Raw genomic sequence first — 13,837 nt, 5'->3', positions numbered from 1 at the left:
CAAGATTAATATAATTAAGAAAGAAGCAAAAAGATTTTTTTGACTTTAGATACAGTATGTTTTTATCTATTCTATGTTATTAAATTTAAGACTTTTGTTTTTTATTATCAAATATTAGGATTTAATAAAAATATTTTTATTAAATCCTAATATTAAATATAACTAATCTAATGTTCTAATTGATATTTCTTCTCTATCAATATCTTTGGCTAGCTTCTTCATTTCAGGATGAATATACTTGCTATAAAAATCATTTATCATTTTACTATATTGGTTATTCCACTCTGAGCTGTAAGCCATATCAAAACAATTTGAATTAGTTATTTCTGTTTCACTACCATCATTGTGTATTAATATAAAATGACAATCAGATAATGCAGGAGATTGATTTTTTATTAGAGAGAAATCGACAAATTGCTTGACTTGTTGTACTTGGAATGGATGTATTGTTTGTTCTATACGTTGATGGATGCTTCCTTTTAAATTTTCAAAATTTTTATCTCTTTTGTCCATTGGTACACGAGTTTGTTGATATTCAATCATTTTCTCTTTGAATTCAGCTGTTGCTAAAGAATAAGGCATTTGCTTTAACAATATATTGTCAAATGCTGAGCGAATTATTTTTTTCGGTAAGCAGGGGAATGTATCACGATATCCACACTCAAAGCCTTTATCATCATTGATATCAATTTCAGAATTATTGGCAGAAAATAAGTGAATGACCTCTTGCTGAACAATGGTAATTTGATTTATTTTTTCTGAGATGTAAGGATCTTGTAATAAATCATTAATGGATAAATCACTTACTCGATAGCCACCTTCATTCTGTGGTTCAATGACAAATAACGTTGATTTTTTTAAACCAAAATCATCATAAAATTTAAATTGTCTTATATTTTCAGTTTGATAATTTGCATTAAGATAATCGGATAGCTCTTTTTTTAGCGTATTATACTTCCCTAATAACTCGCTTTCTGATAGCGCTTTTAAAGCCTTTTCTCCATTTGAAAGATAAAAAAGAGTAATTTGATTTTCTCGATTTTTTTCATTAAAAGAAAGAGCTTGGTTGTCAATAAATTGAATAATGTTTTTTTCAATAGGATCAATTTTTTTCGTGATATATTGGTTAACATCAATCGGGTTAATCATGCAAGTATAACGTACAATATTACGCTCTCTTGTATCTTTTATTTTTTCCCATTTTACTTCTAAACACATAGATCGATGTTCAAACGCATTACCAATGGTAATCGTATTATCACTATATGTAACCATATCTTTAACTTGCTGAATTTCATTGCTATCACCGCATCCAGATAGTAAAACAATACTAGTTAATACAATTATCTTCTTCATTTATTCATCACCTTATTATCCAATTTATCTCAAAAATTAGTGTGTGTTTTAACCTTTTTGATATCGAGAAGGCCAAATTTCTTCAGCTGGAATACCAATCGCTTTTGCAATAATTTGCTCTGCTCGAGGATAAGGTGCTCTAAGTGCATTGCGTAAAGTAGAAGGAGAGAGTCCTGCTTCGACAGAGAGTTGAGATAACGAAAGCCCTTTTTTATGCAATGCCGCTACTATATCTGCACGATGCCAATCAGTTTCTTTCATCGATGGCTTTTCCTTTTTATTGAACTATGAGAATCTATATGGTTACACCATGGTGTAACCATATAGATTAGCTATTGATGTTAATGAATAGATTAGATCGAAACTTTGTTTCAATCAAATGATATTTAACTTCAGTAAATCATTCATAAGGCGAAGGAACCAATCCTGTATATAAGGTATTAATTTATGATAAAAACGGGTAAAGAGTGGTTTTTAGCAAAAGAGTTGATTCATCTACCGGGTTTTCCAAAAACTTCACAAGGTGTGAATAAGAGGGCTCGATTAAAGAATTGGAAGAAACGTCCTGTTGCCATTCCTGGTGTCAGAGGCCGTTCTTTTGAGTATCATATTGATAATTTTCCTGATGAAATTAAATTAATTATTGCAAGAGGAGAGTTTCTTTCAAATGAAAAAGAATTAACATCACAAGAGTTAGAATGGTTAACATTATTTCGTTCTTTATCAACAGATGAACAAGCTATATTACTTCATTTGCTAAGACGTAAAGGAATCGAATGGTTGATAGAACAATCATGATTTAATTTTGGGGTATAATCAAAGTAAAGGTAATTGCTATTATTGAATAAAAAGTATAATTCCTATTTTTTAGTCTCTTGATTCTATAATACGAGAATCAAGCCATTTTTCGACCTCACTCTTTAACCAGCGAGAACTGCGACCAAACTTAATTGGTGTAGGGAATTTTCCTTCTTGTATCAATTTATAAAACCATTTATCTGTTAATCCAGTTAAATGAGTAATAAACTTCATACTAACAAATTGATCGTTAAGTAGTGAATATTGTGTCATTGTTTATTCTCCTGTAAGTAATAAAAGGAGAAGGAGGAAATAAGCTGTTATTTTAAGTCACTCCTTCAAACAATAACTACAGACTGTAAAATATTCTTATCGAAGAACATTAATTATCATCATAAGTTAAAAATAACCCTTGGTTGTATTCTTTCAATATTACTGGCGTGTTTTTTCTAGGACGCCCTCTACGCTTATAATTATTAAGAGGGAGTTTGCTTAGTTTATGAATATTCATATCTTCTTTCTGATCTTTCTTTGCTAAATAATCTAAAATATAAGCACAATTATACCGACCATTAATATCATCAGAAGAAATTACTTTTTCTCCCTTTACTTTATAATATTCTTTATTCTTACAATGATGAGCATAACCTTCATTTAAAGTGATTTTTTTCCAAATATAATTAATTTCATTCCAGAAATTCCAAATAGATTTATGCTTCTGTCCATTAATATAAAAAATGGCATGAGTATGTATTCCGTGAGTAATTCCTTTTTCCATTACCCATGCTTCTCCTACAATTCCAGGGTAATGCTCACATTGGATCATTAAGTCTACCATGTCTTGTGTTAATTGATATTTATCCTGAATAATAGAACTAATGGTTCCTTTTCTATATGAAAAATCAATTCTCAGAATTAATAGTTTTGAGTAATATTTAAATAATTGAGCTTGGTGATATTGGAGTTTCTTTTGTAATGCTGGAATAGTGTGGTAGTTAGAATTATGTATAGATCTCATGATTACCTCTAAAGTTAATTTTCTCATGAGATAGGTATTGTGTTTTATTTTTTATTTAAATATTAAAACATATAATACTATATACCTAAATTATATTTACAGAACATAACTAGATGATGTTTTTCATCTAATTATTTCTTATTTTCCTATTACCTATGGATAACGTTTTACATAAATTATTCATCGCTCATTTCTATTTTCTAGAGTGGAGTAATATAACTTTTAGTACTAGATTTCAGCAAATAATGATGAGTGAAAAATGTTCTTACTAAAATTGATAGATAAAGTAATGAGTATGATTTCTTAAGAACTCAAATTATCATTTTAAGAGTGTTTAATTATACTATCACTTACCCAGTATAAAATTAAATGAGCTATATGTCATAAAAATGAGGTTTTCCGGCTTTATTACAGTAGTTTTTTGTTTTTTTTTGATTGGTTTATACCCATGAAAAATGAACAATAAACCTATTAAATTATAGTATTGATCCCTTTTTATATTGGGTTTCTCTCTATTGATTTTTGTGTTATAAATTTGATTTATGGTATATGAGGGGTGAAAATTTTGAGTGATTTATTTGAAGAACTGCGAGCACTGAAGGTGAGAAAAGTTGACGACTATAGAACAAGCTATCCAATAACGTATGGTGAAATATATAATAGTTATCAGTTTATTAAATTTGAAAAAAACGAGGAAAATTATATTCCGATAGATTTATTAAGAAATGCTTTATTAGAAGATGCTAGAGTTTCATCAAAAGAGTATATTAAAAAAAGAACGGGCGGTGATAGACAAAAACATTTCTATAATGATTCCAATGAGGCTAGAAAAAAAGATTATATTAATAGATTAACTAATCAATTTGAAAGAAATAAACTATATATAAATATGCATGTTTTTCAAAAGCCAATTAAAGGAAGTATTAAAAAAGAATTTTTACAAGCATTAAAGGAAAAAGAAAATATTTATAATAAATTATTATTTCATTATGATGAAGTTAAAAAACAAAATAAAAATATATTTTTATTACCAATGAGGTTAAGTCTTATCTATAACGATTTATCAGAGAATCTTAATAATGAAAAAGTAATTAATTATATTGACATGAAGGAATTAATAAAATATTTAAATGATGCTTTCCATTCTTTAATAAAAAGAATACAAAAACGCGTTGCTTATAGATGTTTCATTGCTTATGATCGTGTTATTTTGATTGATAAAAAATTAGTTCCATATTTACATGTTAATTTTTATTTAAATGAGCTTGATATTAATAACTACTATATAAAAAATATTACTCGTGAGTGGTGTTCTATTATTGATGATGTTGCTAGGATAGATTATGTCTATTTTAATAATCCACTCCAAGAAAGTATTGATGAAAATGACGAAGAAGATGAAGATTGGAATAAAAACATTGTTTATAGAAATAAGAAAGAATATCGATTTACATTAAAAATCTGTAATTCGATAAGACCATTCTGCGAAGATAATGAACTAAGTCATGATGAATTAATAAAAAAAATAAGAAAAGAGATTGTGAGGAGTAAGAAAGGAATGAATGATTTTAGGCTTAATGAATTAATAAAAAAAATAGAGAAGATAAAGATAAATAAAGCTTATCACAAAGATTATCTACTATGTATATCAAAGCAATATGTCAAGATACCAGGATTAAATAACTTCACAAAAGGAAAAATAATATACCAAGGTGATTTAAATAAAAAGTAATAGAAAATTCTATTTCTAATAAATCTGAAATATATATTACTGATGTGGAAATTGTAAATAATTTATTCAGATATTAGGAATTATATATGAAAAATAAAGATATATTTAAAGAGATTTCGCCATTTGAATCTGTTCTTTCTCCATTACCTCACTCAATTAAGTATCAAATAAAGCATAAATTAACCAAGCTTATTAATTATTCACCTACAATTGGTTTAATGGGTAAAACGGGTGTTGGTAAATCTAGTTTGTGCAATGCTTTATTTCAATCAACAGTATCGCCTGTCAGTGCCGTTAGTGGTTGTACTCGTTCAGCCCAGCGATTAACACTATCCTTATCTGGACGTGATATTACCTTTATCGATTTTCCTGGTGTGGGAGAATCACGTGATTATGACAAAGAATATCAACAGCTTTATCAATCTCTATTACCTGAGTTAGACTTCATTTTATGGATATTAAAAGCTGATGAAAGGGCATGGTCAGCTGATGAAGCCTTCTATCAATACTTAGTGGAACATTGTCATTACGCACCTGAACGATTTTTATTCATACTCAATCAAGCCGATAAAATAGAACCTTGCCGTGAATGGGATATCCACCAGCAACAACCATCTAAGCAACAGCAAAAACATTTATTGGAAAAAATATGTCAGGTACAGCAGGCATTTAACCCCATTAATCCAGTTATTGCTATTTCGGCTAACGAAAATTATCAACTTGATAAACTAGCTGAAACCTTAATACAAGCGTTACCAACCAAAGCAAGTAGTGCCATTGCAAGACAATTGAAAACGGACTATTGCTCAGATACGGTGATTTCATCCGCTAAACACGATTTTGGTCATGCCGTTGGCGACTTAGTGGAAGAGCTCATTGAGATTTTACCTGTCCCAAAGCCCGTTAAGCAGGTTATGAATCATGTTAAAGAAAGGCTTGTCTCGGTGGCTGTTTCATTTTGGCGATGGTTATTTTAAATACTGATAAACACTTTAATGACGCGAGCTTTAGCTCGCGTTTTTTGTTTCTACTATTAGGAGTAAGAAGATGACTTTAGATGAATTATATCCTATTACGAAAAATGTGATTTCTTCACAACAAAGAGATAATTTTTGGTTTCAGTATTTCCGAGCAGTTCCTTTGTGGATTAAGCTTGAAAGCCAGATATTTCATTTGATGGATAGCTTTTGTGATGAGTACTACGGGGCATTTTGGGAGTACTGTGTTCTGTCAAATCAAGGTGCATTTATTTATCCAGCGCTGGTGGAAAAAGAAGTAACCTTATTTAATCCTCATAACGGCAATGAAGCTATCCTGAGCCCTGAAGCAGTAGGAATAGCAATCTGCTTAATTGTCTTTAGTCTTTGGTCATTTAAAACAGAGAGCGAAATTCTAGTTGAACGTTTCTACCAACTTCGTGACTACGCCATTCAACATCCTGAAAGCTCAACTATTTTTCATTTAATCGATTAACTTTTCTTCCTTTTTAAATCTCACTTCTAGTCATATCTATCTTATTTATTTTAAAGGAAATTAACCATGACTCGTTTAGCCTCTCGCTTTGGTGCGGCGAATGTGATCCGTCGTGACCGCCCGTTAACCATTGAAGAATTATTCCGTACTGTACCGAGTGTTTTCTCTGAAGAAAAACATGAGTCGAGAAGTGACCGTTATACCTATATCCCCACCATTACTTTACTGGACAGTTTACAAAAAGAAGGATTCTATCCGTTCTTTGCTTGTCAAACTCGCGTGCGTGATGTGAGTCGTCGAGAGCATACCAAGCATATGTTACGCCTACGTCGTCATGACCAAATTACAGGAATACAAGTGCCTGAAATCATCTTACTTAACAGTCATGATGGCTCAAGCAGTTATCAAATGTTACCAGGCTTATTTAGAGCAGTGTGTCAAAATGGGCTAGTGTGCGGAGATACCTTTGGTGAGGTGCGTGTACCTCATAAAGGCGATGTCGTCGGTAAAGTGATTGAAGGTGCTTATGAAGTACTAGAGACCTTTGATGCGGTCGCTGAAAAACGTGAACAAATGCAATCTCTTCTGTTACCACCACCAGCACAACAGACCTTGGCACAAGCGGCTTTGACCTATCGCTTTGGGGCGGAACACCAACCGATTACTGAAGAGCAAGTATTACAACCGCACCGCTGGGAGGATAAGAAAGATGACCTTTGGACGGTATACCAACGTTTGCAGGAGAATTTAATCAAAGGTGGATTATCAGGCAGAAATGCCAAAGGTAAACGCGCTCGTACTCGTTCAGTGAATGGTATTGACGGGGATATTAAATTGAATAAGGCGCTGTGGGTGATGGCAGAAAAGATGTATGAGTGTTTTGGATAATAGTAACTAATTAAAATTAAATCTATTTAATTAAAGTAAACTTGTTTTTGTCTATAAGTACAAGTTTACTTTCTTGTTTAAGAGGTTTATTTGTATGAATTATTTGATCATGTCTGAAATTTGAGTATTTTATACTATTCATTTAATCGTTAATAAGCTTATGTTTAACTATATAATGTTTTCCTTTAGTTGTCAGAATGATATCTCCAAGAGGATCTTGCTGGATGAGTTCTAATGATATTGCTTCATCAATATATAAGTCCAATATTACTCTTGACATAGAAGCTCGTAAAACTAATGTCTTATAACTAATTCGACGTTTATAATCAGATTCAAATAGTGCTGTGATGATGCTCATAACAGTTAAAACACCATCCCCTGTACGATTAGGTGGTGTTTCTGAAACTGGTACGAACGGGTTGTTTGCGATAGGAGGTTTCTCGTAGAGAGGAGAGTTGTGTAAAGTCCTAATTAGTTCATCAAATGAAAATTCATATTGATCTTGGCGCGAAAAATCTAGGTACATCTTAGTACGAAGAAAGTTTGGTACATCATGACTCCCATTTTGATGAATTATTGGTATAACTTTATTAGAATCGATTGTTTTTAATAGGTCAGCAGTCACGATCATTTTTTCATATCCCACACCACCAGCCCCTGAGTTGGCTTTTTGAACATATTTATCTGTACAAATCATGAGAACTCGATCTGAAGAGGTTAAGCCTTTTTCCATAAAACTAGGCAGATCATCTCCTGCCTGTAGGTCCCACTGATCGAGTATTGCATCAACACCGTTATTTCGTAAACGAGTAGCTAAATCTAACACCCATTTTTTGTGTTCTTGGGAATCATGAGAGTAAGAAATAAAGGCTTTAGGTATAGACACTATGTTTCCTATTTAATGTTAAAGTGAGGTATTATTTAAATATTAATTACTATAAATTAGTAAATATTTCAATAACCCTAAAAGCATTGTAATTTAAATATATCTGGTATCGATACGAATATATCAACCACGCGAGATAAAGCCACTTATCAAAGTTTAATTCGATGAGTATACATTTAAGTATACAAAAATTTATCTTTAAACTTATATAAAACAAAAACAATGTATTGTATACAAAAATCGAGTCCGGCCTTCGCACCAAAAATCAGACGCTAAGAGCGTCTTTTTTTATGCCTGAAATTTAGGGTTTGTGGGGTGTTTTCCTTCCACTTAGTCTTCCTCGCTATACTAAAATCAACTCAACTCAACTCAACTCAACTCAACTCAACTCAACTCAACTCAATTCACATTACATTAAGTATCTGTTGTTGCTATAAGCGTTTTGGTATCTCTCGATTTGATAATAGTTTGTACCAACGGCTCAAAATATTGGCGTTTGCAGTATCGCTTTGGCGGTAAGCAAAAAATGTTAGCTCTGGGTATCTATCCTGAAATCTCATTCGCAGAAGCCAGAGAGAAAAGAGATACAGCCAGAAAGTTAATTGCTAATGGATTTGATCCAAGCGAAAAACGCAAAGAAGCGAAAGAGGGTTGCCGAAACAGATCTGAGTCGATAATGGCCCTGAACTCATTTCATTTAACTTATTGAATTATTGTGAAAATAACCAAATTTCACCGTGTCGTATTCAACCGGGAAAACCGCAACAAAATGAGGTTGTTGAGCGTTTTAATGGTTTGCTTCGTCGTGGATTTTTAATGTGGTATTTATTTGGATCGTAAAGCCAAGTTCGAGAATTAGCGTGGTTTGGGCTACAAGGTTATAACCAAAATTGAACTCACAAAAGTTTAAATCAGCCCCCATCGGAGGCCTATGGTAAATAGTTAGAAAACTCTATGTTAGTGTGTCTCAACTAAACCCACATTAACAATATAATCCCTACTAAATTCTTTTGAGGCAACAATCATACTTGGATATGTAGCACCACCAATAGTTATTTTTATCGTCCCAATATTTGTCGGGGCTCCATATATTTCCACGCAATTATAATCATGAGTTATAGTGTCAGTATTATCTGCGGTAGAAGATCTCGGGCGTTCACAATTACGAAGGAATAGGCCTGAATTATTGGGGGAGATAAAACCAATTTTTCTGTACACACCACCAATAACAGGTCCTCCTAATATAGTAATCTTTTGAAAATAAGGTACTCCAACCATGGCGTCATTTAATATCTCGTTATCAGGAAGATAAGTTATTTTATTGCCTGAGAAACTGCATGAAGTCAGAAAAGGAAAAATTAATATAAAAAATAATCGTTTAATAATCATAGTAATAAAGAAAAATGAGTAAATTATTGATTGGTTTATCGTGACTTTATAAACATTGTCGATTTTTTACCTAAATACATAGTCTCTAAGGATGAGTGAAATACAGAGATCGTAATAACACCTTTTTATAGGCTGTAATATTATCGTCACTGCGTCAATCATTTTTACTCATAAGTTACGGCCTAAAATCTATATAAAATGTATTTTTATTGCTGATCCTCTTACCTTCTGAAGGTGCAGTAAATGTTGTTTCTTTAATAATTTCAATACCAGTATCACAAAGCGCTTTATCATTTTTTTCGTTTCTATCATCTACAACAGCTGAAATTAATTCTCCATCATCAGATAGTGTCACCTTAATCATGCACTCTTTACCTTTATAGTTTGCTGAATTATGAAAATTAGCACTAACTGATTTTTGGGTTTTTTCTACAAAATTTATTATAGAGCTATTATCGGCAGAAGAGGCGCTTAAATATCCAGAGAAAAAAAGACTAAAAAATAGAATAAATTTTTTCATATCAGTAAATTTCCTTTTAAATCATAAAATTATTTTTTGATTGATTTTGTTTTTATAAATATAAGGGCAGTTTAAATAATTATATCTAATTAATAACTTATTTACTGTGCTACTAATAAAAAACGCCATTAAATCTAATTTAATGGCGTTATTAATCTGTGAGTTTAATTTTTAACTTGGTTTGCCTATTGTGTATTTTATTAATCAAACTCCAACACAAAGTTTGCGGAAGCACTGAGCTTGCCGGGTTTTACCTCATCGCCATAACGATAATATTCAGCTTTTAATGGAACGTTATTAATACCACTGGTTAAATCAGCAAGTTTTACAAACTGATTATTAATTAAAACGGTATCGCCACTGGAAGGAGATGAAACCACAAAACCGACACCTTTGGCATTATCACTATTACCTTCATTATCGGGTTTGATAATTGTCTTTTGCCCCTCATAACTTGTGGTGTTGTGAGCCATTAATTTTATTTTAGCGGAGGCATCACCTGTGCAATTTATTCTGAGATGATCTTCAGCATATTGATTATCGCGTGGAAATCCGATATCAGAAAATGCAGTAATAGGCATCTTAGGTAAGTTCATCTCAAGATCTGTATTTTCAGCACTGCAAGATGTTGGCGCACTAATAATATTTACAGATAAACGATAACTAAAACCAACCGCCGTTGTTCCACCACCAGAATTAAAGCGATTAATTAATATCGAGCCAATATATTGAGTCGTAAAACGCTGTGATTTAGGATTATCTTTAGTCGCGTAAACAATGACTGTAGCGTCTCTGGTATTAAGTTTGGGCGCATTAACAGGGACTTCTTGTCCTGGTTGGCTTCTAAATGAAAGACCAGATTCATTCTCAATAAGAACATAAGCATAATCATCTAAACCGGTATTAGGTTTGCGTACAACATAATATGCAGGTCTGCCGTCAATATCCATATAGTAACTTGGTATAACCCCACTAGCTTCGCTATATGTTGCATAAGCATAGAATTCAGCACCATCTGGGCAATTTGCGACTGCAACATCAGAGCCATCACGCTTAAATGTAAAACGAGCTACTTCTTGATTCTTTTTAATCATCCCTTTTAGTTCAATAGTGCCACCTCTAGCATCCATCGTGCCATGTTTAATCCCCCCGTTATTGACACAATCAGGAGCGGCATGGCTGTAAAATGAGAGAGAGGATAAACTAAGAGTAAAAATTAGAAATAATAATTTATTCATCTTATTTTTTAAGTTAGTCATTTTATTTCCTTATTTACACTCAGTATCTAAAATATATAAGCCATTAACAGGAGTTTTATTATCAATATCATAGGTTGCATGGCAGCTTTTTTGCTCGCCATTAATTGTCCATGAAACTTGAATATTGCCTTGCGGTTTATTGGCAACAAAATAGAGTTGATGGAAGCTTGCGACTAATTGCGTATTATCGTTATCAATTTCGGCTTTAGCCCCCATTGGGATAGTACTCTTATCCGGTGTCTGTAATGTTAGTAGGAATTTAAATCCTTTTTTAGCATCAAAATCCGCTAACACTAATGCCCCTTTGGTCGGAATAATATTACTAATAATATTGTTCGAGATTTCAGTGTTACTTGGGATTGAATTAGTATTAACGCTAATGCTATTTTTTTGGTAAGGAGACATACCAGAAACAACGGCTAATCCACTATTATTGGTTTTAATGGATTGACCATTGATCACTTCAACACCTGAAGTATCTTTGATTAAAATTAATGCATTCGTTTGTTGTAATGACGGAGCAAACACTGTGCCATATTGTGTTGCAACTAATGCACCACTAATACCATAGTTGATATTTTGCTTATCTTGCGTATATGAATAACCAGCATTAACAACAGCGCTTTGGGCTTTATAAGAGCCATTTAAACCGCCACTATAATTAACACCTTTATTGCCATATCCTTGATAAACATCCCAATTTGCTTGGTTTTTATCACCATAGGTTCCGCTTAAACGTGCAGTTTGTAATACTTGGTTATCATTATTGGTCGATATACCATAATTTGCCCAAATGTAGTTATCATGCAATGAAAAAGGAATGCTGATATTCATACTTAAATCATGGCTACTTTTATTATTGTCGTTATAACGACTGCCATCGTAATAAGTGTAATAAACGCTATAGTTAATTTTATTAATCGCGCTGTTAAAGCCGGCATTATAAGAATGAACAGTTTTACCACTCACATATTTATAAATGACAGAATTTAAATTAATTGAAGCATTATTAGAAAATAAAGGCTGATTAATGGATAGTGTATACTCATTTTTCAATCCATCGCGTGGATTGTATTTTGTATCCTTGTGCTCCATCGCTTGCGTAAAGTTAAGAAAGTTGGCATCAAAATGGCGATAACCGACTAACGAAAGCGTTGTATCTGTTACTGATATATTTTTAGAATAATTTACTCTAAATGCATTTCCATGTAATGGATCATTGCCATTGTTAGTGGAAGACTTGGCGTATAGCAAATCGGTAGTGATCGCACCATAGCTCCCTAAATTTACCCCTGTACCAACACCAACAGATTGATATTTTTCACCGAGCAGTACACCACCATAAAGAGTGACGTAATCAGTTAAACCATAGAAAGCTTCGGTTTGAACAACATAAGCACCATCGCCGCTGTTATTGCCGTCATATTTACCGGTTGAAAAGCTATATTTTATTTCACCTTTTCTTTCAAGATTGGCAATAGAAGAAAAAGGCACAATAAAATTCTTTTCAGATCCATCGGCTTCAGTCACGCTGACATATAAATCACCTCCACTGTTCATTGGATAATAATCGGTGATATTAAAAGGCCCAGCAGGTACGCTACGCTTATAAATCACTTGGCCGTTTTGGGTGATAGTGACAACAGATTCTGTATTGGCAATGCCAGAAACACTAGGCGCATAGGTTCTGTTTTGTGTTGGTGTCATTAATCTATCAGTGACGAGTTTAATACCTCTAAATTTTACTGAATCAAATAGCTGTGAAGAGGAATAGAGATCACCAATCATTAACTCACTATTAATGCTGGTAATTGCTCTAGAAAGAACATTACTTAATGTATTCCATTTTTTATCGCCATTTTCATTCTTTGTCCATGTTGAATAATTATTAAAACGCCAAGGACCTAAATTAACTTGGGTTTGAATATTGCCATAATAACTATCTGTCGTATTGCCATGACTACGGCTATTAAATGAAGATAATGCATAATTCACTAATAATGCAGGAATACCTGAATTCCAATTTTTTATTTCATTCTCTTTTAATCTATCTTCGTTAACATATAACTGTGGCAGTGTTAAAACATATTGTTTTCTATTTAAATCTAAATAACCACTTGCATTGTTGATATCGTTGAGATTAATAAAACCATTATTTTTATTAATTACATCATGAGGGAGATCAATACCCGCGTTATACCATTCTTCAGCTGAAAGACGAGGGGCTAATATTTTATTATTACCTTCATCTTCCATTAGAATAAAATCAAATTCACGGGTTGATATACGATTGTTATTTACAAAAAGTGTTACTGTATAGAGTCCTGGAGCGATACTATTCTCTCTAAATACATTGAGGTCTTCATTAGTGACTTGTTGAGTGCTTCCTTCAATATTTAATAGATTAGCAGGATAATAATCGTTTGCTGATATATTAAAAGAAGCAAATAAAGCACCCACAACAAATAAATGAAGTGACGACTTATTAAAATAATTAGCCATTGTCTTTTTCATATTG

14 protein-coding genes and 2 pseudogenes are annotated in these 13,837 nt (G+C 32.4%); 7 read left to right on the top strand and 9 right to left on the bottom strand.

The window, feature by feature from the left end; translation table 11 throughout:
• Positions 1-162: 162 nt before the first annotated feature.
• Together NBG71_RS16270 and NBG71_RS16265 are read right to left on the bottom strand one after the other, a co-directional pair.
• A complete protein-coding gene (locus NBG71_RS16270; RefSeq protein WP_197269627.1) occupies positions 163-1,356 on the bottom strand; it encodes a hypothetical protein in 1,194 nt (397 codons plus the stop codon).
• Between the two features lie 48 nt (positions 1,357-1,404).
• Complete coding sequence (locus NBG71_RS16265; protein WP_197269626.1) at positions 1,405-1,617, bottom strand: helix-turn-helix domain-containing protein; 213 nt, start codon at positions 1,615-1,617, stop codon at positions 1,405-1,407.
• Between the two features lie 186 nt (positions 1,618-1,803).
• Between NBG71_RS16265 and NBG71_RS16260 the strand changes: the two genes are divergently transcribed.
• Positions 1,804-2,154, top strand: a complete 351-nt coding sequence (locus tag NBG71_RS16260; protein ID WP_197269625.1) for a DNA-binding protein — start codon at positions 1,804-1,806, stop codon at positions 2,152-2,154.
• Positions 2,155-2,223: 69 nt separating this feature from the next.
• On the opposite strand, the gene NBG71_RS16255 is transcribed toward NBG71_RS16260, so the two are convergent.
• Both NBG71_RS16255 and NBG71_RS16250 read right to left on the bottom strand, forming a co-directional pair.
• The gene (locus NBG71_RS16255; protein ID WP_197269624.1) at positions 2,224-2,427 is read right to left on the bottom strand and encodes a helix-turn-helix transcriptional regulator; all 204 of its coding nucleotides are present in this window, start codon (positions 2,425-2,427) and stop codon (positions 2,224-2,226) included.
• Between the two features lie 109 nt (positions 2,428-2,536).
• Entirely contained in the window at positions 2,537-3,172 is a 636-nt protein-coding gene (locus tag NBG71_RS16250) for a YagK/YfjJ domain-containing protein (RefSeq protein ID WP_197269623.1), read from the bottom strand.
• 565 nt (positions 3,173-3,737) lie between these two features.
• Here NBG71_RS16250 and NBG71_RS16245 point away from each other — a divergent pair.
• From NBG71_RS16245 to NBG71_RS16230, 4 genes are all read left to right on the top strand, one after another.
• Positions 3,738-4,904 carry a hypothetical protein gene (locus NBG71_RS16245; protein WP_197269622.1) on the top strand — a complete coding sequence of 389 codons (1,167 nt, stop codon included), beginning with the start codon at positions 3,738-3,740 and terminating at the stop codon, positions 4,902-4,904.
• Between the two features lie 86 nt (positions 4,905-4,990).
• Positions 4,991-5,881 (top strand): GTPase family protein, encoded by an 891-nt coding sequence (locus tag NBG71_RS16240; protein WP_197269621.1) that lies wholly within the window; start codon positions 4,991-4,993, stop codon positions 5,879-5,881.
• Between the two features lie 70 nt (positions 5,882-5,951).
• Positions 5,952-6,377, top strand: a complete 426-nt coding sequence (locus NBG71_RS16235; RefSeq protein WP_197269620.1) for an antirestriction protein — start codon at positions 5,952-5,954, stop codon at positions 6,375-6,377.
• A 66-nt stretch (positions 6,378-6,443) separates the two neighbouring features.
• Positions 6,444-7,265: a DUF932 domain-containing protein gene (locus NBG71_RS16230; RefSeq protein WP_197269619.1), complete on the top strand. Its 822-nt coding sequence runs from the start codon at positions 6,444-6,446 to the stop codon at positions 7,263-7,265.
• Positions 7,266-7,407: 142 nt separating this feature from the next.
• Here NBG71_RS16230 and NBG71_RS16225 read toward each other — a convergent pair whose 3' ends face one another.
• A complete protein-coding gene (locus NBG71_RS16225) occupies positions 7,408-8,151 on the bottom strand; it encodes a toll/interleukin-1 receptor domain-containing protein (protein WP_036905941.1) in 744 nt (247 codons plus the stop codon).
• 460 nt (positions 8,152-8,611) lie between these two features.
• Between NBG71_RS16225 and NBG71_RS16220 the strand changes: the two are divergent.
• A pseudogene (locus NBG71_RS16220) lies at positions 8,612-8,797 on the top strand (Arm DNA-binding domain-containing protein); the annotation flags it as partial.
• Positions 8,788-9,093 (top strand): annotated as a pseudogene (locus tag NBG71_RS16215) (integrase core domain-containing protein); the annotation flags it as partial. The pseudogenes NBG71_RS16220 and NBG71_RS16215, both read left to right, overlap by 10 nt.
• Before the next feature lie 15 nt (positions 9,094-9,108).
• Here the strand turns inward: NBG71_RS16215 and NBG71_RS16210 are convergent.
• From NBG71_RS16210 to NBG71_RS16195, 4 genes are all read right to left on the bottom strand, one after another.
• Positions 9,109-9,429, bottom strand: coding sequence for a hypothetical protein (locus NBG71_RS16210; protein WP_250917022.1), 321 nt, complete (start codon positions 9,427-9,429; stop codon positions 9,109-9,111).
• Between the two features lie 286 nt (positions 9,430-9,715).
• The gene (locus NBG71_RS16205; RefSeq protein ID WP_075672218.1) at positions 9,716-10,060 is read right to left on the bottom strand and encodes a cell envelope integrity TolA C-terminal domain-containing protein; all 345 of its coding nucleotides are present in this window, start codon (positions 10,058-10,060) and stop codon (positions 9,716-9,718) included.
• A 200-nt stretch (positions 10,061-10,260) separates the two neighbouring features.
• The gene (locus tag NBG71_RS16200; RefSeq protein ID WP_250917021.1) at positions 10,261-11,319 is read right to left on the bottom strand and encodes a fimbrial protein; all 1,059 of its coding nucleotides are present in this window, start codon (positions 11,317-11,319) and stop codon (positions 10,261-10,263) included.
• Between the two features lie 9 nt (positions 11,320-11,328).
• A complete protein-coding gene (locus NBG71_RS16195; protein ID WP_223672704.1) occupies positions 11,329-13,833 on the bottom strand; it encodes a fimbria/pilus outer membrane usher protein in 2,505 nt (834 codons plus the stop codon).
• Positions 13,834-13,837: the final 4 nt, after the last annotated feature.

Source organism: Proteus sp. FZP2095 (assembly GCF_023701425.1).
Taxonomy (GTDB): Bacteria; Pseudomonadota; Gammaproteobacteria; order Enterobacterales; family Enterobacteriaceae; genus Proteus; species Proteus cibarius.
The sequence above is the reverse complement of the archived record's forward strand: the minus strand, read 5'-3'. Positions and strand labels throughout refer to the sequence as shown.